The 21,144-nt window shown below is 56.4% G+C and carries 20 protein-coding genes and 1 other RNA gene; 12 read left to right on the top strand and 9 right to left on the bottom strand.

The features are described 5' to 3' along the window. Positions 1 to 63: 63 nt before the first annotated feature. Both FHS21_RS18350 and FHS21_RS18345 read left to right on the top strand, forming a co-directional pair. Positions 64 to 558: a (2Fe-2S)-binding protein gene (locus tag FHS21_RS18350; RefSeq protein ID WP_183663670.1), complete on the top strand. Its 495-nt coding sequence runs from the start codon at positions 64 to 66 to the stop codon at positions 556 to 558. Positions 559 to 569: 11 nt separating this feature from the next. Beyond that, positions 570 to 2,834 (top strand): xanthine dehydrogenase family protein molybdopterin-binding subunit, encoded by a 2,265-nt coding sequence (locus FHS21_RS18345; RefSeq protein WP_183663583.1) that lies wholly within the window; start codon positions 570 to 572, stop codon positions 2,832 to 2,834. 67 nt (positions 2,835 to 2,901) lie between these two features. On the opposite strand, the gene FHS21_RS18340 is transcribed toward FHS21_RS18345, so the two are convergent. Together FHS21_RS18340 and FHS21_RS18335 are read right to left on the bottom strand one after the other, a co-directional pair. Further along, positions 2,902 to 3,201: a hypothetical protein gene (locus FHS21_RS18340; RefSeq protein ID WP_183663581.1), complete on the bottom strand. Its 300-nt coding sequence runs from the start codon at positions 3,199 to 3,201 to the stop codon at positions 2,902 to 2,904. Between the two features lie 247 nt (positions 3,202 to 3,448). Continuing rightward, entirely contained in the window at positions 3,449 to 4,459 is a 1,011-nt protein-coding gene (locus FHS21_RS18335; protein ID WP_112523807.1) for a DNA topoisomerase IB, read from the bottom strand. A gap of 117 nt (positions 4,460 to 4,576) precedes the next feature. Between FHS21_RS18335 and FHS21_RS18330 the strand changes: the two genes are divergently transcribed. Then, the gene (locus FHS21_RS18330; protein WP_112523804.1) at positions 4,577 to 4,876 is read left to right on the top strand and encodes a putative quinol monooxygenase; all 300 of its coding nucleotides are present in this window, start codon (positions 4,577 to 4,579) and stop codon (positions 4,874 to 4,876) included. A 75-nt stretch (positions 4,877 to 4,951) separates the two neighbouring features. Next, a complete protein-coding gene (gene ku, locus FHS21_RS18325) occupies positions 4,952 to 5,758 on the top strand; it encodes a non-homologous end joining protein Ku (protein ID WP_183663579.1) in 807 nt (268 codons plus the stop codon). Here ku (FHS21_RS18325) and ligD read toward each other — a convergent pair. From ligD to FHS21_RS18310, 3 genes are all read right to left on the bottom strand, one after another. Then, on the bottom strand, positions 5,755 to 8,313 hold the full coding sequence (gene ligD, locus FHS21_RS18320) for a DNA ligase D (protein WP_183663577.1): 2,559 nt from the start codon (positions 8,311 to 8,313) through the stop codon (positions 5,755 to 5,757). The two genes, ku (FHS21_RS18325) and ligD, sit on opposite strands and share 4 nt — an antisense overlap. 3 nt (positions 8,314 to 8,316) lie before the next feature. Further along, the gene (ku, locus tag FHS21_RS18315) at positions 8,317 to 9,165 is read right to left on the bottom strand and encodes a non-homologous end joining protein Ku (protein WP_183663575.1); all 849 of its coding nucleotides are present in this window, start codon (positions 9,163 to 9,165) and stop codon (positions 8,317 to 8,319) included. A gap of 193 nt (positions 9,166 to 9,358) precedes the next feature. Then, entirely contained in the window at positions 9,359 to 9,805 is a 447-nt protein-coding gene (locus FHS21_RS18310) for a GNAT family N-acetyltransferase (RefSeq protein WP_112523792.1), read from the bottom strand. A gap of 121 nt (positions 9,806 to 9,926) precedes the next feature. Here FHS21_RS18310 and ssrS point away from each other — a divergent pair. The 7 genes from ssrS to FHS21_RS18275 all read left to right on the top strand — a co-directional run bounded on the left by ssrS (position 9,927) and on the right by FHS21_RS18275 (position 14,393). Then, a non-coding RNA gene (gene ssrS, locus FHS21_RS18305) (6S RNA) lies at positions 9,927 to 10,083 on the top strand. Positions 10,084 to 10,147: 64 nt separating this feature from the next. Continuing rightward, on the top strand, positions 10,148 to 10,735 hold the full coding sequence (locus FHS21_RS18300) for a 5-formyltetrahydrofolate cyclo-ligase (protein ID WP_183663573.1): 588 nt from the start codon (positions 10,148 to 10,150) through the stop codon (positions 10,733 to 10,735). A 65-nt stretch (positions 10,736 to 10,800) separates the two neighbouring features. Next, entirely contained in the window at positions 10,801 to 11,625 is an 825-nt protein-coding gene (locus tag FHS21_RS18295; protein WP_183663571.1) for a TIGR00282 family metallophosphoesterase, read from the top strand. 81 nt (positions 11,626 to 11,706) lie between these two features. Further along, positions 11,707 to 12,444 carry a TerC family protein gene (locus tag FHS21_RS18290; RefSeq protein ID WP_112523789.1) on the top strand — a complete coding sequence of 246 codons (738 nt, stop codon included), beginning with the start codon at positions 11,707 to 11,709 and terminating at the stop codon, positions 12,442 to 12,444. A gap of 49 nt (positions 12,445 to 12,493) precedes the next feature. Next, positions 12,494 to 13,069: a biotin transporter BioY gene (locus tag FHS21_RS18285; RefSeq protein WP_112523786.1), complete on the top strand. Its 576-nt coding sequence runs from the start codon at positions 12,494 to 12,496 to the stop codon at positions 13,067 to 13,069. Continuing rightward, positions 13,066 to 13,491, top strand: coding sequence for a DUF1284 domain-containing protein (locus FHS21_RS18280; protein WP_112523783.1), 426 nt, complete (start codon positions 13,066 to 13,068; stop codon positions 13,489 to 13,491). The genes FHS21_RS18285 and FHS21_RS18280 overlap by 4 nt, the downstream gene beginning before the upstream one ends. Positions 13,492 to 13,643: 152 nt before the next feature. Continuing rightward, the gene (locus FHS21_RS18275) at positions 13,644 to 14,393 is read left to right on the top strand and encodes a YebC/PmpR family DNA-binding transcriptional regulator (RefSeq protein WP_183663569.1); all 750 of its coding nucleotides are present in this window, start codon (positions 13,644 to 13,646) and stop codon (positions 14,391 to 14,393) included. A 54-nt stretch (positions 14,394 to 14,447) separates the two neighbouring features. Here the strand turns inward: FHS21_RS18275 and FHS21_RS18270 are convergent, their stop codons facing one another. Then, positions 14,448 to 15,872, bottom strand: coding sequence for an APC family permease (locus FHS21_RS18270; protein ID WP_210283566.1), 1,425 nt, complete (start codon positions 15,870 to 15,872; stop codon positions 14,448 to 14,450). Between the two features lie 140 nt (positions 15,873 to 16,012). Continuing rightward, positions 16,013 to 16,234 carry a 50S ribosomal protein L31 gene (gene rpmE, locus FHS21_RS18265; protein ID WP_112523777.1) on the bottom strand — a complete coding sequence of 74 codons (222 nt, stop codon included), beginning with the start codon at positions 16,232 to 16,234 and terminating at the stop codon, positions 16,013 to 16,015. 204 nt (positions 16,235 to 16,438) lie between these two features. Here rpmE and FHS21_RS18260 point away from each other — a divergent pair, with 204 nt between their 5' ends. After that, on the top strand, positions 16,439 to 18,253 hold the full coding sequence (locus FHS21_RS18260; protein WP_183663566.1) for an ABC transporter transmembrane domain-containing protein: 1,815 nt from the start codon (positions 16,439 to 16,441) through the stop codon (positions 18,251 to 18,253). Positions 18,254 to 19,007: 754 nt separating this feature from the next. On the opposite strand, the gene FHS21_RS18255 is transcribed toward FHS21_RS18260, so the two are convergent. Both FHS21_RS18255 and FHS21_RS18250 read right to left on the bottom strand, forming a co-directional pair. Next, entirely contained in the window at positions 19,008 to 20,039 is a 1,032-nt protein-coding gene (locus FHS21_RS18255) for a peptidoglycan -binding protein (RefSeq protein ID WP_183663564.1), read from the bottom strand. Further along, the gene (locus FHS21_RS18250; protein ID WP_112523768.1) at positions 20,039 to 21,061 is read right to left on the bottom strand and encodes a MotA/TolQ/ExbB proton channel family protein; all 1,023 of its coding nucleotides are present in this window, start codon (positions 21,059 to 21,061) and stop codon (positions 20,039 to 20,041) included. Before FHS21_RS18250 ends, FHS21_RS18255 begins: the two co-directional genes overlap by 1 nt. Positions 21,062 to 21,144: the final 83 nt, after the last annotated feature.

Genomic DNA, 21,144 nt, shown 5'->3' with positions numbered 1-21,144 from the left:
TTCCACAAGCATTAAACCTTGCCCGGTCTGCCTGTCCTGCCTATCGTAAAGAATAGGGCAATGATGTTTACCGATTCACGGGAGGAAGATGTGGCTACGAAAGAAATCCAGCTTAATGTTGATGGTAATAATCATGTAATTACAGCGGATCCAGAAATGCCGCTGCTCTATGCTCTTCGTGACGATCTCGGCCTGCGGAACCCTCGTTTTGGCTGTGGTCTGGCACAATGCGGTGCATGCACGGTGCATATTGACGGACAGGCCGTCCGTTCATGCGTGACTCCGGTCGACTCAGTTGGCGTCGGCAAGGTCGTTACTCTGGCCGGTCTCGGTGGGGGGAATGGCAAGGCTCACAAGATCCAGACGGCATTTATTGAGGAGCAGGTTCCGCAGTGCGGCTATTGCCTCAATGGCTGGTTGATGACCGCGGCAGCGTTCCTGGAGGCTAATCCCAATCCCAACGATGGCGAAATTCGTGATGCACTGAGCGGGCTGAAATGCCGCTGCGGTACACATTACAGTATCATGCGTGCCGTCAAGCGCGCTGCACGGGCGTGAGGGAGGTGACCATGACGATCAATGTTAACCGGCGCACGGTTCTCGGTGCCTTCGGCGCCCTTACAATTTCCGTTGTACTGCCCGGCCACAAGGCGCGCGCGGCCGTCTTAGGTGCTGCGACACAGCCTCCGCTGAAACCCGAAAATCTTTCCTCCTATATCCAGGTCAATGCGGACGGGACCGTTGTCGCCTTCTGGGGCAAGATGGACATGGGCCAGGGCACTGATCTGGGCGTTGCCCAGATGGTGGCCGAGGAGCTCGACCTCCCAATATTCAAGGTCTTCGTCCAGCAAGGCAATACGGCGACCAGCATCAACCAGGGCGGAGCTTCGGGCTCCACCGGCATCCAACAGGGCGGCACAGCGCTGCAGAGTGCCGCTGCAGAAGCGCGCTATCAACTTGTCGACATGGCGTCGAAGCAGCTTGGTGTACCCATCCCGGACTTAAAAGTGGACGATGGTGTCATCAGCTCCCTTGCTGATCCGGCGAAGTCGGTGACGTATGCCGAACTGATCGGCGGCCGCTTCTTCGATACGCAGCTTGAGTGGAATCAAAAAATTGGCAACAGCCTCTTCGTCAAAGGCAGAGGCACGATAAAGCCTGTTGCCGACCACAAGGTTATCGGCAGTTCGCCGATGCGCCGTGACGTGCCGTGGAAGGTCATGGGAAGCGGCGACTATGTCGTGGACATCAAGGTGCCGGGTATGTTGCACGCAAGGGTGATCCGGCCCGAAGTGGCGGGTGCCGTACCTGTCGAGGTCGATGCAACTTCGGTCAAGGACATACCGGATGTGCAGATTGTGCGGGAGAAAGGCTTCCTGGCTATCGTTGCGCCGCGGGAGTGGGATGCGATCAGGGCTGCCGATCAGCTCAAGGTGACATGGTCAGATTCGACACCGAATTTCCCGACACAGGCCGGTATTTTCGATCACCTCCGGAATGCAAAATCGGTTCATCGTGAACCGGGCGAAGATGTCGGCGATGTTGATGCTGCCTTCGCGGGCGCGGCCAAAGTCGTCGAGGCGACCTATGACTGGCCGTTCCAGAGCCATGCGAGCATGGGCCCGGCCTGCGCCGTGGTCGAAATCAATGGAGACCGAGCGACGTTGTGGACTGGGTCACAGAAACCGCATTTTTCCGCCGCGGGCGTTGCCGCTATCCTGGATATGCCGTCGGAGAATGTGCATGGCATCTGGGTTCCCGGCCCCGGCAGCTATGGCCGCAACGATGCCGGCGATGCGGCTGCAGACGCAGCGCTTATCGCCAAACTGACGGGTAAACCGATCAGGGTTCAAGGTATGCGGAAGGACGGTACAAGGTGGGACCCTAAAGGCCCTGCCTCTATCCATACAGCACGTGCCGCGCTCGACAAGGATAACAACGTTCTTGCCTGGCATTTCGAATCCAAGGGCTTCTCCCGGGTTGACGTCAACTCCAATGAAAGCGCAACGCGCGATACACTGGCTGGTCAGCTTATCGATACCCCGCTAAAGCCCGGCGTCGGCTTTGGCGTGCCGGAAGAGTCGTACGGTTTCCCGGCGAAGCGAAAGGCCTGGGAAACAGTCGCCCCGCTGCTGGACCGGGCATCGCCGCTCCGGACCACGCATCTGCGCGATCCCGTCGGGCCGCAAATCCACTTCGCTTCCGAATCATTCATGGATGAGGTAGCCTATGCCATCGGCGTGGACCCGTTAGAATTTCGCCTCAAATACATTACCGACCCTCGTGACATTGCTGTCGTCAAGGCCGCAACGGAAAAGGCCGGCTGGCAAGCCCGCACTGCCGCACGTCGGCAAAGCGCAGGCGACGGCAAGTTCAAGGGGCAGGGGATGTCCTATGCGCAGCGCAGCGGTACAAGGGTGGCCGTCGTCTGCGAGGTCGAAATCGAGAGCAAGACCGGTCGGATATGGGCCCGGAAATTCACCGTGGCTCACGACTGTGGCATGATTGTCAATCCACGACAGCTTACGCACACAATCGAAGGCAATATCGTCCAGGCAATCAGCCGCTCAGTGCATGAGGAGGTGCAGTTCGACGACAAGAACGTCACCAGTGTCGATTGGGAGACCTACCCGATCCTCGATATTACCGAGACACCGGAAACAATCGACGTGGTTCTGATCGATCACAAGGAACTACCGCCGAGTGGCGCCGGCGAACCTTCCATGCGACCGGTTGCAGCGGCTATCGCCAATGCGATATTCGACGCGACCGGCGTGCGAATCCGTCAGGCACCATTCACGCCCGATAAGCTCAAAGCCGCGGGACTGGCCTGAAATTGATCGCCTTGCTCAAGGACTTCACGAGAAGCCGTATTGCGGTTCGGCTTCTCGCTCTGTCGCGCTAGTGTTCGGTCATGGATTGATGCGTCGACGCAGCCGCATTTTTGAACGGAAACGGTTTTTGAAAATGCCCGCGTCCCGCCATGAAGTTGAGTTCACGATTTGCTGCCATAGCCGCCAGCTCGTCCTCATCACGAACACCGCTTTCATAGATAGCCATGATGACGCGAGCCAGATCGTTACAGCGCTCATGTGTCCTTGGACACCGATCCAATAGCTGCGATGCTCTATTGTGAGCCCGCTGCATGATTTCCCAATCCGTAGTCGCGAATATCCGTCGATCTCCATCTGTGAATGTCATGACACGCTCCCATCTGTTCAGCGAGAACACATCTCAATTTGCGGGCCGCCATTCCGCGTAATTGTTGCGGCAGCACAGAAAAAAGCTAAGCGCATTTTCCGTCCTGCCGCAAATTGAATTGGATTCACTTGTCGAATGCACCACTTACCGCACTGCAAAATGACGGCTCCGATGGGCAAATTTAGCAAGCGGGTTATGCGCGGATAATAAAAATTGGGGATGGCGTTGAATGGACCGCCCTCCTGGTTCATTCAGTTGCCTGCTCAAGGAGCCTCATCAGCCCGGTTTCAGGGCCCGTAAGACCTTTCCGATGGGGTGCACGCAGAAGCGAACTATTGAGTTGGCCGGCATTGAAACATTCGGTCACAAGGGGATGAACATAACTCGATCGTGTAACCGCGGGTGTATTGCGCAGGAATTCGCTAACATTGCGCATGGCCGCAGCAAGAGCCCGCTTCCGGGCGGAATCGGTGTTGGCATCGTTCCGCGCCAGGAATTCGAGTGCGCGGGCAGATCCATGAAAAGTCCTGAAATCCTTGGCGCTGACTTTTGAGCCGGAGATTTCTTGCAGATATTGGTTCAGTTCTCCTGCGTGCAGGCTGCGCCAGCACTGCTTGTCCTTGTATTGGAATAGCCTTCCCCGCCGTTTCAGGGCCTTTAAGCGCCGGACGGCGGCGCGGTCGCTGATCGCTATTTCGTTCTTCTTTTTCGATTTACCGGCAAAGACGAAGTTCGCGATATTGCCGTTGATCTTGAGATCGCTGTTTTTGAGTGAGGCGATGCCTCGACCACCATCCTTGGCATATTTTTCATGCCCGGCCCGGAAAGCCTTCTGATCGATCAGTTTCACTGCGAGCGCGACAAGCGGGCGACTTGATGTGGGCGGACGCTGCATATCACGCAGAATGCGCTTGCGGATACGTGGAAGCGCCTTGCCAAAGGCAAGCAGCCTGTGCGTTTTGATGCTGTTGCGCACGTCCTCCCACTTCGGGTGGTAGATATATTGTCGCCGTCCAAGCGTGTCCAAGCCTACAGCCTGAATATGGCCGTCGCATTCATCGCAGCAACAAACCTCGGTCCACGCAGGAGGAATTACCAGAGCAGTGATGCGCTCGATGTGCTTTTTTGAGACTGGACGTCCATTGGTGCGGACGTAATGGAATGTGTCTCCAAATGGCTCACGCTTTAAGGCGAATGTCTCCGGATCGACCAGCTTAAGCCCAACTATTTCAGCATAATACGCATAGTCCGGCTGCATTTCTTCACCCTGTTGTTGCGGTTGAGGAACGTTTGTCGCGACGGGACAGTTCCCTGCGACGCAAAAAAGGTGCAAGCTTGCCACGCAAATCCTGTTCCAGTTCGATAAGGAACCACCATGACCAAATTTGCTCTTTACGTGCCCCTCGAAGCAAAAGCCGGAAAAGAGGAAGACGTCGCGGCGTTTCTCCAGTCGGCTTTACCGCTGGTAAATGAGGAATCCGGAACCATCGCATGGTTCGCGATACGTCTCGGTAAAAGTTCCTTTGCAATCTTTGACGCATTTGCTGACGAGGGCGGTCGCAACGCACATCTTGCGGGGAAAGTTGCTGCCGCGCTGATCGCGCGAGCAGATGAGCTTTTCGCCAGTCCGCCGCAGATCAACAAGGCCGATGTCCTTGCCTCCAAACTACCGTAGCGCTACATGATTGATTCTATGGAACGAATTCTCTATCAGCCCGTTTTTGACGGACATATCGGGGGAGCAAGAGTCATGGCACCGCGTTCATTCTGGAAAGGTTATTTGAAGCTTTCGCTCGTCACCTGCCCGGTGGCGATGGTGCCCGCAACGACGGACAATGAAAAGGTCAAGTTTCACACACTTAACCGGAAAACCGGCAACCGCGTTGTCAGCCAATATGTCGATTCCGTAAGCGGCAAGCCGGTGGATGAGGACGACGAGGTCAAAGGCTATCAGCGTAGCGAAGACGAATATGTCATGCTCGAGGATGACGAGATCGAGGCGGTGGGGCTTGAGAGCACGCGAACGATCGATATTTCGATGTTTGTGCCGCGCGATAGTATTGATTGGGTCTGGTACGACAAGCCACACTATCTGACGCCGGACGATCCGGTCGGTGAGGAAGCTTTTTCGGTCATCCGTGATGCGATGGATGCAACCGGCCAGGTCGGGATTTCGCGGCTGGTTATGTACAGGCGGGAGCGCGCGGTAATGCTGGAACCGCGAGGGCGCGGCATTGTCTTATGGACATTGCGGTATGGCGATGAGGTGCGTGATCGCGATGCGTACTTCGGGGATATCAAAAATGACAAGGTTGACAGCAATCTCATGCCGTTAGTGAAGACGCTGATCGATGAGCGGATGAAGCCTTGGGATCCCAAAATGGTTGATGATCCGGTTCAAGATCGCCTGCTGGAGATTATTGCGGCGAAGAAGAAGGGCAAGAAGCGTCCGGCAAAGGCAAAGGAAAGCACCTCGGAGCCTCCAAGCAATGTCGTCAACATCATGGATGCTTTAAAGAAAAGTATCGCCAGCGAAAGCAAATCGAAAAAACGCTAACTGTTCCTTTTTGTCTTGGGCTTTTCAATGGGAGCGGCTGCTGCGCGAAAATCGGTCCAGGGATCGCGTTTTATCGCGGCAAGACGAGTCGCCGTGTTCAAAACCGTGAAATAGGCCGGGCCGATACCCGGAGTAAGTTCATCCCATTCGAGTGGCATTGAAACGGCGGCGCCTGGACGCGCCCGGGTAGAGTAGGGCGCCACTGCTGTCATACCGCGCTGGTTGCGCAGATAATCGATGAGAATCTTGCCCGTGCGTTTCGACTTGGTGATCGTCGAGACATAGGAGTCAGGACTGTCGGACGCCATGGAATCGGCGAGTGCTTTGGTGAAAGCCTTGACTTCCGGCCAGGTAGCTTTGGGTTTGACCGGGGCCACCACGTGGAGACCCTTGCCCCCGGACGTCTTGACGAAGGCGGCTAGACCTGCCTGTTCAAGTCGTTCCCGGGTTTCAAATGCGCCTGCTATGACCTGCTCCCAAGGTACATTCTCACCCGGATCGAGATCCATGATGATGATGTCCGGGCGTTCCCAATCTGCAATCGTCGAACCCCAGGGGTGAATTTCCAGCACCGCCGACTGCACCAGACCGATAAGCCCATCAAGATCATTGATACTGATCAGCGGTTCGTCGTCTTTGTCTTTTGGATCGGTGACCAGGGCGATATTCGAATTGAGGCCCTTCCACGCATGCTTCTGAAAAAAGGTTTGGCCAGCAATGCCTTCCGGACCCCGGAGCAACGCCAAGGGCCGCGCAACGATGAAGGGAGCAATATACTTCCAGACCTCGGTATAGTAGTCCGCCAGACCTTGCTTGGTGACGCCTTCTTCGGGCCAATAGATGCGGTCGGGATGGGTAAGTTTCACTGTGGGCCTCTCCTGTTGTGGCGATGCCTTTGCCTTTGGCGTCTCGCGCACGACTTCGCTTGGATGTTTGTCCTCTCGCAGGCCGCGGAACGCTGCATGACGCAGATTGTTATCTGCCGTCCAGGCGCGGAATTCCACCTCAGCGACAAGTTGCGGTTTCACATAGCGCACCAGCCGTGCCGCATCGGCGCTCAGCCGTTCGGCAAAGGGGCTCTCCGGCGCGCGAATGCGTTCGAGCCTGCGAAACAAATCTTCCGCCACCGAAGCGCTGTACCCTGTTCCGACGCGGCCAACGTGTTCAAGTTTCTTGCCGTTGTAAACGCCCATAACGAGCGAACCGATCGCCCTGCGCGATGTCGTGGATGGGACGTAGCCCCCGATGACGAATTCCTGCCGTTGTGAGCATTTTGCCTTGATCCAATCCTTGACGCGGCCGGAGCGGTATGGCGCGTCGCGAAGCTTAGACACGATACCTTCGAGGCTGAGCCTGCAGGCGTGATCGAGAATAAGCGGCCCGTTTTCTTCGAAATGTCCACTATAGCGGATCAATCCGGGCGCATCGGCGGTCAGTTTTTCCAGCATGGCCTTGCGCTCGACCAAGGGCAAATCTTGCAGGTTAAAGCCGTCAAGATAGAGGAGGTCGAAAACGTAGAAGACGAAACGATCCGTCCGGTTGTCGCTGAGATCGGCTTGCAGGGCGGAAAAATTGGAGGCACCTCCAGCTGTTTCGACCACGAGTTCACCATCGATCAGAGCGGTGCCAACAGGCAAACTCTGAAATGCGCTGACGATTTCTTTGCCGAACCTCTTCGTCCAGTCGAGGCCGTTGCGAGTGAACAGCTTGACCCGGCCTGCCTCGATGCGCACCTGCAATCGATAGCCGTCAAACTTTATCTCGTGAATCCAGCGCTCGCCCGAAGGCGGCTTTGGCGCAAGTGTCGCCAGCGTTGGCTCGACAAAAGAGGGAAGGGGTGCCTTCCTGGCTCCGTCGATTTTTGAGGGATCGGGAACATTCGCCGCTTGGGTGTCAGAAGATCGTGCTTTGACAGCTTTGGCGGCGGCTTTGCCATTGGCAGTCTTTTTTTTATCGATCTTGCCGGTCTTTGAGGACCAGCCGGGGTCTTCACCAGCGACATCGGCGATTTCTCGCCCGGTCTTTACGGATTCAGGGCGCTCTTCAAGGATATCAGGATCGCTTTCAGTACGCGCTGCATCATCTTCCGCCTTTATGAGCAACCAGTTCTCGCGCTTTTCGCGCGGCTTGCCATGCATGCGAACCAGATGCCAACACCCTGAAAGCTTTTCGCCGTGAAGTTCGAACTCCAGGTGGCCCTTGGCATAACCGTACTTCTGGTCAAAGACCGGGGTCCAGGTGCCACGGTCCCAGACGATGACAGTACCACCACCATACTCGCCCTTGGGTATCGTGCCCTCGAAGCCTCCATACTCCAAAGGATGGTCTTCCACGTGTACCGCAAGCCGCTTCTCACTCGGTACCAGGCTTGGGCCGCGCGTAACGGCCCAACTCTTCAAAACGCCATCCATTTCAAGGCGTAAATCGTAATGAAGTCGCGTTGCATCGTGCTTTTGGATGACGAAACTATTACCGGCCTTGCGCGACTTGCGTCCCTTTGGCTCTGATGTTGTCTTGAAATCGCGTTTTTTCCGGTATGTTTCAAGCGCAACCATAAATCAGCTCGCCTTCCTCCGTGCGGGTTCCGCCTTGGGTTTGCGGGCTTGCGTCTTTTTGGGTTTCGCCTCTTTCTTGCCTGCACCCGCGCTTTGCCGCAGTGCCTCCATAAGGTCGACGACCTTCTCGGACTTGGCGGGTTGCTTCTTGGGGATCGGCTTGCCTTCGAGTTTCGCCCGGACCAGTTCGGCAAGAGCGGCCTCGTATCGGTCCTTATACTCGGAGGGGTCAAAGCTGCCGCGTTTCGTTCCGATAATATGCTTGGCAAGGTCCAACATCTCGCCGGTGATCTTCATCTCAGGGATATCGCTAAACGCATCCTTGGCTGAGCGGATCTCGTAATCGAAGTGCAACGTGTTGGCGACCAGTCCACCGCCTACTGCGCGGATTAAAAGCGTGCGAGCGCGGCGGAAAAGCACCGTTTGGGCAAGCGCCGCCACCTTCTTGTCTTTCATGCCCTCACAGATGAGGGCAAAGGCTTCCTGGCCGTGCTTGTCACTAGGTGCGAGATAATATGGTTTGTCGAAATATATATCGTCCACATCGTCCGTGGCGACGAATGCTTCGACTGATAGCGTCTTGTCGCTCTCCGGAACGGCAGCAGCAACCTCTTCGGGCTCGAGTACGATGTAATCGTTGTCGCCAACCTCGTAGCCCTTGACCTGATCTTCCTTTTCCACAGGCTTGCCGCTGTCGGAATCGATAAACTGACGCTGAACCCGATGGCCTGTCGCACGGTTTAATGTGTGAAAAGCGATGCGATCGGAGGTCGAGGCAGCGGTGTACAGCGCTACAGGGCACGAAAGCTCTGCAACCTTCAGGAAGCCTTTCCAATTTGCTCTTGGCGCCAACGCTCAACTCCCATGGCTCGTATTGCGAAATGCACTTGAGGTGGATTAGTTCCGAAACCCTTGTTGGTCCGTATGTCGACGGCATGATGAATGGACGGGACGGTAACAATCTTGGCAGAAGAATACAACTTGAACGGGAAATAGCAGGGTTGGCAAACAACGGCGGGCCGTATGATTGGAGCGCGCCGGAGGCTCAAACCATTTTCACATACTTGATGAAAGGTGTTACTTTCGCGATCCTGTCGTAGAGTTGGCGTGCTGTCTTGTTGTCCTGGTTGGTTGTCCAATAAACCGAATGCGCGCCAGACTTGGCGGCCTCGGCATGGACGGCTTCGATCAATGCGCGACCAACGCCCTTGCCGCGTACCTCCGGGTCGGCGTATAGATCCTGAAGATAGCAGACATCCTCGATACTCCAGTTGTGCCGATGAAACAGGTAGTGCGTTAGCCCGACAGATTTGCCTTCAAACTCGGCGATGAAGCCGCGATACTCGTGATTAGCACCGGAAGTCAGCCTCGCGAATGTTGTTTGGTAGACTTCTTCCGGCACGGTGGTCTCGTAAAAGGCGAGATAAGCAGTCCAAAGCCGGCGCCACTGGGCCTCATCGGATTTTTGCAAGGGGCGGATTTGAACGCTCATCTATATTTGTCTCCTGATCTGCCAGGCGCGAGATTAGGGTTGCGATTTAATGAGCGCAAGAGGTTGAAATTAGCCGACAACCCTACTGGTGCAATCCAACCAACCGTCCTATATTTGGGTTGGCGTTCTGCGCTTCTCGACAGGAGAGACATATTCCCCGGGGCCTTAATGATCCCTTAGGGAGCTGTCCCTGAGGAGGCCCGTGGGCTTCTTCACACGGCACCCACCTACTTTGTAGGTTCCCGGGATCGACTTCTCCATCGGTTGTGTGGACGCCGCTTTGAATTTTTTGTGCTCATCCGAGCTGGACTCCAGCTTCCAGCCCCTCATGAAGTCACCCGCTTGAAGCACCGTTCCTCCATCAAAGATCTGAAGAAGAATTTGAGGCTCGAAGCTCTGGCCCGCCGCGACGCGCTTTCCACGGAGTATCGGATTGAAGCATCAATGCGCATCGCCGACGCTGGCGTCGCGACCCTTGTTGTAGATCCGGGGACCAACGTCTCGGGTTTCTGGCCTATCCGGTCGGAAGTGGATCTACGCCCCCTGCTTTTTCATATGCGCGAAAAAGGTGCGCGGTTGTGCCTTCCGGTCATTATCGACAAACAGACGATTCTTTTTCGCGAACTCGTGCGCGGTGCGCCGATGATTGCCACGGGTTTCGGCACAGCTGGACCGCCCGAGGATGCGGCGGTTCTCGATCCTTCGTTCATGCTGGTCCCTCTTGCCGCTTTCGATGAACGCGGTCATCGTATCGGCTATGGTGCTGGCTATTATGATCGGGCAATCGCGCGACTAAAGGAGATTGGCGTCAATCCGCGGTTGATCGGCGTGGCTTTTGACTGTCAGCAAGTAGAAATCGTGCCTGATGAACCGCATGACGTGCCGCTGGAGGCCGTCCTGACGGAAAGCGGGTTGCGCAGCTTTGGCTAGATCGATAAAGCCAATCAACAATTACGAGCCCCGAAGGAACGGGCGCTCTCACTCAGGATGTGCGCGTGAGATTACTTTTTCTTGGTGATATGGTGGGCCGCTCTGGCCGGACGGCCGTTTATGAACAATTGCCGGGCCTTATCTCCGATCTGAAACTCGACTTTACAATCGTTAACGGTGAAAATGCGGCCGGCGGCTTTGGCATCACCGAAGAGATTTTCCACGATACGATCAATGCGGGTGCGGACGTCGTCACCACCGGCAATCATGTTTGGGATCAGCGCGAGGCGCTGGTCTTCGCCGCGCGCGAGCAGCGCTTCCTGCGCCCCGCCAATTTCCCGCTGGGGACGGCGGGAAAAGGTTCGGGCATATTTCTTGCCAAAAATGGCGCCCGGGTTCTCGTTTCCAACATCATGGGCCGGGTTTTCATGCATCCGGATTTGCACGACCCCTTCACGATAGCCGAAGAAATCCTGGCGGCATGTCCGCTCGGGGAACAGGCGGATGCGGTGGTCTTTGATTTTCACGCGGAAGCGACGAGCGAGAAACAGTGTTTCGGCCATTTTGTCGATGGTCGCGCCAGTTTCGTGGTGGGCACTCATACACATGTGCCGACGGCAGACGCGCAGATACTCAATGGCGGAACCGCCTACATGTCCGATGCGGGAATGTGCGGCGACTATGATTCCTCGCTCGGGATGGACAAGGAAGAACCGCTAAACAGGTTCTTGTCCAAGGTTCCGAAAGGTCGGTTTGAGGCTGCAAATGGGAAAGCCACCATCTGCGGCGTTGGCGTCGAAATATCAGACAGCACCGGGCTTGCCGAAAAGATCGCTCCCTTGCGTCTCGGTCCGAGGCTTGAAGAAACCATTCCATCATTCTGGAAATGAGTTGACCGAAGGAGGGCGCTAACCTAAGTCGAGGCACGCACCTCTATACCATCCGGGCCACTAACCTCAGGAACGACCCCCATGGAAGCGCTAATCTCCTATTTTGACTTCATCTACACACCATCCGGTCTCATAGCCCTTGTCACGCTTGTCGTGATGGAAGTGGTGCTCGGCATCGACAATCTTATCTTCATTTCGATACTCACCAACAAGCTGCCGAAGGAACAGCAGGCGCGTGCCCGCCGGCTCGGCATCAGCGCCGCACTTGTGCTTCGCCTTGTGCTGTTGTTCACAATCTCGATCATCGTCCAGCTCACCGAACCAATATTCGAAGCCTTCGGGCATGGGTTTTCATGGCGCGACCTTATCCTTATCGCAGGTGGTCTGTTTCTGGTGTGGAAGGCCACGAAGGAAATCCACCACACGGTTGACCACGAGGATGCCAAGGACGATGTCATCGGCAAAACAGTCACGCTGTCCATGGGTGCCGCCATCGTGCAGATACTCGTGCTCGATCTTGTGTTTTCCGTAGATTCCATCATTACCGCTGTCGGCATGACTGATGAAATCGCCATCATGGTGATCGCCGTGCTCGCTGCCGTGACTGTCATGCTGCTTGCAGCCGAGCCGTTGTCCAAATTTATCGCCAACAATCCGACTATAGTCATGCTTGCGCTTGGCTTCCTTTTGATGATTGGTATGACGCTGATCGCCGACGGGTTTGGTTACCATGTTCCCAAAGGCTACATCTATGCGGCGATGGGCTTTTCCGCCCTTGTCGAGGCGCTCAACATGCTGGCGCGCCGCAGAAAAAAGTAATGTTGACTACAGTTCGACTACCTTAACGCGTGCTAGAGGATTTGCATCAATGACCCAGACCACTTTTGCCGAAGCTTTCGTTCCGCTTAAACTCGCTAACCGATCGCTCGCATACAAGGCGCTAGCAGTGGCGATCGGCACTGCGTTTCTTGCGGTCAGTTCGTGGATTTCGGTTCCGATGGTTCCGGTGCCAGTCACCATGCAGACCTTCGCGGTCACCATGGTAGGCGCTCTCTATGGCTGGCGGCTCGGTGGCATCACCGTCATCGCATGGCTTCTCCAATCTTTCATCGGATTGCCTGTTTTGGCCGAGGGCATGCCGGGCCAGATTGCCTTTGCAGGTCCAACAGCTGGATATCTGTTTTCCTTTCCTGTTGTTGCGGTATTCGTTGGTCTTCTCGCGGAACGTGGGCTGACGCGTAATCCATTCGCGGCTTTCGGTGTCATGCTTCTCGGCAATGCGCTATGCCTTGTGCTCGGTGGGGCGTGGCTGGCAAACATGATCGGCCTCGAAAAGGCATGGATTTTCGGTGTTGCGCCATTCATCATCGGCGGCGTACTCAAATCGGCGCTGGCTGCCGCAACGATCGAAATGTTCCGCCGCTCGGGTATTCGCCTCTCTTGACGGTCAAGCTTCGCGCGCACCATCTGCTCTGCGTGCTGACCTATGTCGGTAAAGGCTATAGTCCCGCCTTTACCGCAAACTACGACAGCATCGTTGCGAGATTGGTGGCGGGCGAGGATATCCTGATTGAGGAGGGGCCGGACGATATCTGTCAGCCCCTTCTTGCGACGACCGAACCGCATTGCTTGCGCGACAGCGTTATTGAGCGTGATATCAAGGCGATGCATGACGTTGCTGATCTGCTTGGCAGGCCGCTTCAGGTCGGCGACGTTATGACCCTCGATGCAGTAACAGTCGGAAAATTCCGGGATGCCTTTACGAAAGGCCAAACTCGACGCGCTTGTATCGGTTGTGAGTGGTTTGAACTTTGCTCCGTGATATCGAAATCCGGCTACCAAGACACCAGACTGAAGTTTGAGTGAACGCCCGTAGCGACTGGTGCTGGACGAGGCGCCGCTTTTTACCTATAAGGGCGCCATTCCAGAAGCATGTTTCCGCTCGGTGCAGCCCGCAACTTCATTGCAGGGCCCTGAAGTGAAACATCAACAACCGCAAGAAAGCACGCAGGGGTGCCATGGCAGGCCATTCACAATTCAAGAACATCATGCACCGCAAAGGGCGCCAGGATGCCGTTCGGTCGAAAATCTTTTCCAAGCTCGGCCGCGAAATAACGGTCGCTGCCAAGCAAGGTCTGCCCGACCCGTTGATGAACCCGCGCTTGCGTCTGGCCGTACAGAACGCCAGGGCGCAGTCGATGCCAAAGGACAATATCGAGCGCGCCATCAAGAAGGCGTCCGGTGGCGATGCCGACAACTACGAGGAAGTCCGCTATGAGGGCTATGGCCCGGGCGGCGTTGCTGTCATCGTCGAGGCATTGACGGACAACCGAAACCGTACGGCCTCCAATGTGCGTGCGGCCTTCACCAAGGCTGGTGGTGCATTGGGTGAAACCGGCTCCGTCGGCTTCATGTTCAATCGCGTTGGTGAAATCACCTACAAGCCCGAGGCAGGCAGCGCTGACAAGGTTATGGAAGCTGCGATCGAGGCTGGTGCCGACGATGTGGCGAGCGATGAAGAGGGCCACGTAATTCTGTGCGCTTTCGAAGACATCGGCGACGTTTCAAAGGCGCTGGAAGCTGCGCTTGGTGAAGCGGAATCAATCAAGGCGATCTGGAAGCCTGCGACGACCGCTCCGGTTGATGAAGATAAGGCGCAGTCGGTTCTTCGATTGATTTCGACATTGGACGATGACGACGACGTGCAGAACGTTTATGCGAACTTTGAAGTGAGCGACGAAGTCCTGGCCAAGCTCAGCGCCGCCTGATCCTATTTAAAATAATGACCCGCCAGGAATGTCCTGGCGGGTTTTTGTTTGAGCTTAGTTGACCGGGCCGTCCCCGCCAAGAGCTTCCATATCCGCGTCAGTCGGCCTTATGCCTGTAGCGCGATTGACCAGAACGGTAACAACCCATAGCACCACACCGATCCCGATGAGTATCCCGGCGATCTTGTATTGCACTGGATCGCGGCCCGTCCAGGGGCCTGCGAAGAAGGCGCAGCAGATTGCACCGACGATCGGCAGAAACGTCGGCGTGCGGAAGTGATCGTGATCGACACTTTCTTTTCGCAAGACCAGAACTGCAATGTTCACGATCGTGAAAACGAAAAGAAGCAATAATGCCGTCGTGCCACCAAGAGCCGGAACCTCACCCACAAACAGGATGAGGGCAAACGCCAGCAATGTCGTGAAGGCGATCGCCAGATATGGCGTGCGGCGTCTGGCGTGTACTTTGCCGAAAATCGGCGGCAACACGTGTTCGCGGCTCATGCCATAGACAAGGCGGCTCGCCATCAACATGTTGATCAGGGCACTGTTGGCAACGGCGAACATGGTGATGAAGCCGAAAATCCACAGCGGGAAATTCGGCGCCCCGGCCTGGACGACCTTGAGCAGCGGGGTTTCGCCTTCGCCAAGATCGGCAGGTGTAACGAGGGTGATGGCGGAAATAGAGACCAGCACATAGATAGCGCCGGTAATGAAGAGACCTGCCAGCAGCACTTTTGGAAATATTCCTGACGGATTCTTGCATTCCTCGGCCATGTTGACCGAGTCCTCGAAGCCGACCATGGCGAAAAAGGCGAGAGTCGTCGCCGCCATAACCGACCAGAAGACGCTGGTATCCGGAGACGTGGCAAATTGCGTGACGCGGGAGACGTCGCCCTGACCCGCGGCGATGGCCCACAATCCGATGAAGATGATGATCAGAAGGCCTGTCAGCTCCACCATTGTCAGAACCACGTTGGCCTTGACGCTTTCACCAACGCCACGGAAATTAACGGCCGCGACGATCGCCATGAAGGCGAGGGCGACCAGCGAAATGCCGATCCCGGTTTCCAGATTGAGCTGAAACGCCCCTGAAAGGTTAGCGGCGAATGCACGCGATGCTGTCGATGCGGAGGTGATGCCCGAACACATGACAGTGAAAGCGACGATGAAGGTGATGAAGTGGATGCCGAAGGCCTTGTGCGTATAAAGCGCGGCGCCCGCTGCTTTCGGATATTTCGTCACGAGCTCGAGATAGCTGAAGGCGGTGACGACGGCGACGACGAAGGCCACGAGGAACGGCAGCCAGACGACACCGCCAACCTGCTTGGCAACTTGCCCAGTGAGCGCGTAGATGCCGGTGCCTAAAATATCGCCGACGATGAAGAGGAGCAGGAGCCAAGGGCCCATGACCCGATGAAGACTTGGCTCGATCGTCGCCCCTGAAGCGGCGTTGCTACCTGAAGTCATGTCGGTCATCGGGTACTCCCTCCCTTGCACATGCAGATACGCGTTCGAAAAAACTATTGGCGAAACAGTAGCTTGTCAAACGAGAGGGAGCGAATAACAAAAACGGCCCCGAATATCGGGGCCGTTTTAAATCCGGTGTGCCGGAAAACTTATATGCCGAGATTGGCGAAACGGCTCTTGAACTTCGATACGCGGCCGCCGCGGTCTGTCAGCTGCTGCGAACCACCGGTCCATGCCGGATGCGTGGAGGGGTCGATATCGAGGTTCATCGTATCGCCTTCCTTGCCCCAGGTGGAGCGGGTCAGGTATTCTGTACCATCGGTCATGACGACCTTGATGGTGTGGTAATCTGGATGAATCTTGGCCTGCATCTGTATCGTCCTAAACTAGAGGGCACAAAACCAGCGCCACTGCCTAAGTGGGGTTCCGGTCGGAGCCGATTGGTAGAGATGAAGCCAAACGTCACAGGGGCGTGGGCTTCCAAAACTGTTGGCGAGCCTATACATCAGCCTTTAAGCAATAACAAGGCCGTCTGGCCGCAAAGTCGCAAAGCGATGTGAGGAAGACCTGAGACCATGGCCGATAGGGATCCATCTCACCTTCAAGAGACGGAAAGAAAGCGTCGCTCTTTGAAACCGCTGCGGCGTATCTACCCTTATATGTTACGCTATAGGGGCATGATAGCTGGCGCGCTAGTCTCCCTGGTGCTGGCGGCGGTTACGACCTTGACGCTTCCGCTGGCTGTCCGCCGCATGATCGACCACGGCTTTACCGGCGCAAATGGTGCTTTTATCAATAACTATTTTGGCATGCTGGTGGTGCTTGCAGCGCTTCTGGCACTCGCTTCGGGCGGGCGGTACTATTTCGTCATAACACTTGGTGAGCGCATCGTTTCGGATTTGCGCCGGGATGTATTCGATCATCTGACACGGCTTTCTCCGGCTTTCTTTGATCGCACCCAGTCGGGAGAGATTGTCTCGCGCCTTACAGCCGACACGACACAGATCAAATCGGCGGTCGGTGCGACGGCGTCCGTCGCGCTTCGTAATCTCATCCTTGCCTTGGGCGCGATCGTGATGATGGTGATTACGAGCGCCAAGCTGTCAGGACTTGTTATCGCGGCAATTCCGCTGATCATCATTCCGTTGGTCGCTTTCGGGCGATCCGTGCGCCGCCGTTCACGCGCTGCCCAGGATACTCTTGCCAGTGCCACGGCCTATGCCAGCGAATCTATCGTCTCGGTGCGCACGCTGCAGGCATTCACCAACGAGAAACTAGCAACAACGCGCTTTGGCGCATCCGTAGAAGGTGCGTTTTCGGCGGCGCGTTCATCGGTCAAGGCCAGGGCGATCTTGACTGCCTTTGCCATCTTCATGATCTTTTCCAGCGTCGTCGCCGTGCTTTGGTTTGGCTCGCGTGATGTCCTTTCCGGCGCAATGACGCCCGGAACGCTTGGCCAGTTTCTGCTTTACGCCGTCTTTGCCGCGGGGGCGCTCGGTGCGCTTTCCGAGGTTTGGGGTGAGCTGTCACAAGCATCGGGTGCAGCCGAACGACTGATGGAAATCCTGGCAGAGAAACCGGCAATAGAGGCGCCGGCCAATCCTGCCCCTCTGCCGCAGCCGGCCATAGGTTCGGTGAACTTTGATGATGTCTACTTCAACTACCCGTCACGTCCGGATGCTCCGGCCCTGAAAGGTCTCGAATTCAAGATCCAACCGGGCGAGACGGTCGCTATCGTAGGCCCGTCGGGCGCCGGCAAGAGTACCGTGTTTTCACTCCTGCTTCGCTACTACGATCCGGTTTCGGGGAGTGTCCGCGTCGATGGGCTCGATCTGCGCGAAGTCGATCCTTCGGATCTGCGTTCACGCATCGCGATCGTTCCACAGGATACAACAATTTTTGCCGCGACCGCCCGCGAGAACATTGGCTTTGGTCGACCTGGGGCTACAAACGCGGAGATAGAGGCCGCGGCCAAGGCGGCGTTGGCGCATGACTTCATCAAGGCGTTCGACGACGGTTATGATACGCAGGTTGGCGAGCGCGGTATCACGCTGTCCGGCGGCCAACGCCAGCGCATGGCCATCGCGCGCGCCATCTTGCGCGACGCGCCTATCCTATTGCTCGACGAAGCAACGTCTGCACTCGATGCGGAAAGCGAAATGCTGGTGCAAAGGGCTCTCGACCATTTGATGCAAGGCCGCACGACACTGGTTATCGCGCATCGGCTCGCGACCGTGCTGAAGGCCGACCGCATTCTTGTCATGGAGAATGGACGGATTGTCGAGGAAGGCACACATCAGACTTTGGTCAAGAAGAACGGCATCTATGCCAGCCTTGCCAAGCTGCAGTTTGAAGCAGGCGCCGATGCCTTCAGGGGTGCCGCGGAGTAACGGCGTGATGCCGTTTCGCGGATAAAGTATCACTCAGAACCTTTTGACGGTAACTGTAAGTGCTCGGAATCGGCACAGGCAACGTGCGTGGTTCGACAAGCTCACCACGAGGGAGGTGGGTTGATTGCATGGAGCCAGGAACGGCAACGTTGATGCCTACCGCGACGTGGCCGGTTATCGTGCAGCCCACCCAACTCCCTCATGGTGAGCTTGTCGAACCACACACAGCATCATTGCCATCCGGCAGATCAGCACTCTTGAAGGCACCCCGGTCAAACTTCCAGACAAAAAAATCGTGGCTGTTTATCCACGCTCTCCAAACCTCGGTTATTCTATCCCCGTCCTTTCCATGGGGAGCTGCTTCCGGAGCCGTTCGAAAGTGGGGAAGGACGGCGTGTCAGCGGGCGGGCAACGGACCCAAGCGCTGGCCGACCTGTTCGTCTTCGGAGGTCAATCTGCGCCTACAGGCAGATATTGCCTCCATTGTTGACGCCAACGCCAATCGTGCGGACACTGCACCGACGGCGACGATGGGCCCGGACTCCAGGCGTTCATCCACTCGCCCCGCGGAACAAGCAGAAGCTGGCCGGCAGGGGGAAAACGTTAGCGGGCGGTCTTCGGATCGCATACCTTATCTACAAAGACGCGCTTCGACGACCGCCCGTCTTCCCGTAATGCAAGCAATGGCCAGGCGCGAAAGCGGGCGTGGCAAGGGGGAAGCACACCCGGTTCTTTGACATGATGGGAGCGCGCTCTAGCGTTCAGTCAATTTCAGCTCAATACGGCGGTTACGGGCTCGTACTTCCGGTGTGCCGCCGGGCTCAAGCGGTTGAAACTCGCCGAAGCCCGCAGCGACGAGGCGGTTTGCCGGGACACCATTGGCGATGAGAAATTTGACAACCGAAATGGCGCGTGCCGATGAAAGTTCCCAATTGTCCTTGAACTGGCCGGTCCCGGAAAGAGCGACGTCGTCCGTGTGGCCATCGACGCGCAAAACCCAGTTGATGTCATCAGGGATTTCCTTCTGCAGATCGATCAAGGCAGATGCAAGCTTCTTCATCTCCTCGGAACCGGCCGGATTAAGGATCGCTGTTCCTGATGGAAACAACACTTCCGACTGGAAGACGAAACGGTCGCCGACTATGCGGATGTTCTCCCTGTCGGAAAGAATTTCGCGCAGACGGCCGAAAAAGTCCGAACGGTAGCGATTGAGCTCCTGCACGCGTTGCGCGAGAGCGACGTTGAGCCGTTTGCCGAGGTCGGCAATCTTGGCGTTCGATTCCTTGTCGCGTGATTCCGATGCGTTGAGCGCCTCTTCGAGGGCACCGATCTGTTTGCGTAACGCCATGATCTGTTGATTAAGAATTTCGACCTGCGAAAGTGCGCGAGCGCTGATTTGTTTTTCGTTCTCAAGCCCGGTCGACAGCTCGGTGATCTTGCCCTCTGCCGCCGCCCCGGCGCCAGCGCCTTGGGAAAGCAGTGATTGAAGCCGCGACTGCTCATTCTGTGCACTGGTGAGAGACGCCTGCAAGTTGGCAATCGTATCCTCGAGGTCCTGCTTGTTGCCCTGTTCCAGCGACAATAGCTGAGTGAGCTCGTTGATCTGCGAGTTAAGCCGATTGAGCACCGCATCCTTGCCGGTGATTTCCTGGCTCAAGAGAAACTGTGCGAGAACGAAAACCGAGAGCAAAAACATGATCGACAGGAGCAGCGTCGACAGCGCGTCGACGAAACCCGGCCAATAATCAACGTGGCGAATGGCTTTGCGGTTGCGACCTAGGGCCATCAGTTTGCCTTGTCGCGAGCAATAGCATCGCCCAATTTAGCAAGTGTCTGACGAATGGCCTTTTGTTCGTCGGACTGTTTTTCCACCCAATCGCGCATCATCTGCTGCTCGGACCGCATGTTCTTCACAAGCCCCTGGATACCTTCGGCAAGGCTTGCCAGAGCAGCCGTTGTACGCTGGCTCGATCCGCCGGTCTCTTGAATGTTTTGCAGGCGTTCCGACAATGCGCGCAGTTCATCGGAGGCACCACTACTCGCTGCATCCAACGCGTGCAGGTCGGAGCCAAGATCCGTGACGCTTGATAGCCAGTTTTCCAACTCGGTGTAGAAGCGGTTTTGAGCCCGACCCGCCTGCAAATCGAGAAAACCAAGTATGAGTGATCCGGAAAGGCCAAAGAGCGAGGAGGAGAACGCCGTACCCATACCGCGGAGCGGGGACTGGAGACCGGCCTTCAGCGAGTCGAGGACGCTATTGGCATCGCCCGCCCGGGGGTCGAGCGACTGAATGGTCTGGCCGATGGAGCCGATCGTTTCGAGAAGTCCCCAAAAGGTTCCCAGGAGGCCGAGAAACACCAGGAGGCCGATGAGATAACGGGAGATATCGCGGGTTTCATCAAGCCGCGCAGCGATGGAATCAAGCATGGAACGCATCGCGCTGGTTGAAAGCGCCATGGATTGGCGTCGACCGATGAGCGCGCGCATCGGCGCGAGCATGATTGGCTTGGCATTCGGATCATTGTTGCCCTTTCGGAAAGAATTGACCCAGCGAACCTCAGGAAACAACCGAATAACCTGGCCGAACCCAAGCAGGATGCCCACGACAAGAACACCGACAATCAGGCCGTTGAGACCGGGATTGGTGGTAAAGAAGACCGATATCTGGCGAAATAGAATGGCCGCAAGAAAGGCAACGATTGCGAGAAAGATCGCCATCGATAAAAGCACGAACCGCGGGCTGGAGAGCCGGTAAGGATCAAAATCATCGCCGTCCATACCCTGGCGGGTCGAACTGAAATCAGCCATCGTGTCGTCTCCGCATCGCAATCCGGTGCACCTAACAGATGCACAATGAACATAAAATCACTTTGCCTGCACGCTTTCCGCGC

Source organism: Phyllobacterium trifolii (assembly GCF_014192095.1).
Classification (GTDB): domain Bacteria; phylum Pseudomonadota; class Alphaproteobacteria; order Rhizobiales; family Rhizobiaceae; genus Phyllobacterium; species Phyllobacterium trifolii.
Note: the sequence above shows the minus strand (reverse complement) of the source record. Positions and strands in the feature narration are given on the sequence as shown.

Bases quoted from the DNA above. Each gene is read 5' to 3' on its own strand.
- FHS21_RS18350 (WP_183663670.1), top strand. From the start codon at position 64: ATGTTTACCGATTCACGGGAGGAAGATGTGGCTACGAAAGAAATCCAG.
- FHS21_RS18345 (WP_183663583.1), top strand. From the start codon at position 570: ATGACGATCAATGTTAACCGGCGCACGGTTCTCGGTGCCTTCGGCGCC.
- FHS21_RS18340 (WP_183663581.1), bottom strand. From the start codon at position 3,201: ATGACATTCACAGATGGAGATCGACGGATATTCGCGACTACGGATTGG.
- FHS21_RS18335 (WP_112523807.1), bottom strand. From the start codon at position 4,459: ATGCAGCCGGACTATGCGTATTATGCTGAAATAGTTGGGCTTAAGCTG.
- FHS21_RS18330 (WP_112523804.1), top strand. From the start codon at position 4,577: ATGACCAAATTTGCTCTTTACGTGCCCCTCGAAGCAAAAGCCGGAAAA.
- ku (WP_183663579.1), top strand. From the start codon at position 4,952: ATGGCACCGCGTTCATTCTGGAAAGGTTATTTGAAGCTTTCGCTCGTC.
- ligD (WP_183663577.1), bottom strand. From the start codon at position 8,313: ATGGTTGCGCTTGAAACATACCGGAAAAAACGCGATTTCAAGACAACA.
- FHS21_RS18310 (WP_112523792.1), bottom strand. From the start codon at position 9,805: ATGAGCGTTCAAATCCGCCCCTTGCAAAAATCCGATGAGGCCCAGTGG.
- FHS21_RS18290 (WP_112523789.1), top strand. From the start codon at position 11,707: ATGGAAGCGCTAATCTCCTATTTTGACTTCATCTACACACCATCCGGT.
- FHS21_RS18285 (WP_112523786.1), top strand. From the start codon at position 12,494: ATGACCCAGACCACTTTTGCCGAAGCTTTCGTTCCGCTTAAACTCGCT.
- FHS21_RS18275 (WP_183663569.1), top strand. From the start codon at position 13,644: ATGGCAGGCCATTCACAATTCAAGAACATCATGCACCGCAAAGGGCGC.
- FHS21_RS18270 (WP_210283566.1), bottom strand. From the start codon at position 15,872: ATGACCGACATGACTTCAGGTAGCAACGCCGCTTCAGGGGCGACGATC.
- rpmE (WP_112523777.1), bottom strand. From the start codon at position 16,234: ATGCAGGCCAAGATTCATCCAGATTACCACACCATCAAGGTCGTCATG.
- FHS21_RS18260 (WP_183663566.1), top strand. From the start codon at position 16,439: ATGGCCGATAGGGATCCATCTCACCTTCAAGAGACGGAAAGAAAGCGT.
- FHS21_RS18255 (WP_183663564.1), bottom strand. From the start codon at position 20,039: ATGGCCCTAGGTCGCAACCGCAAAGCCATTCGCCACGTTGATTATTGG.
- FHS21_RS18250 (WP_112523768.1), bottom strand. From the start codon at position 21,061: ATGGCTGATTTCAGTTCGACCCGCCAGGGTATGGACGGCGATGATTTT.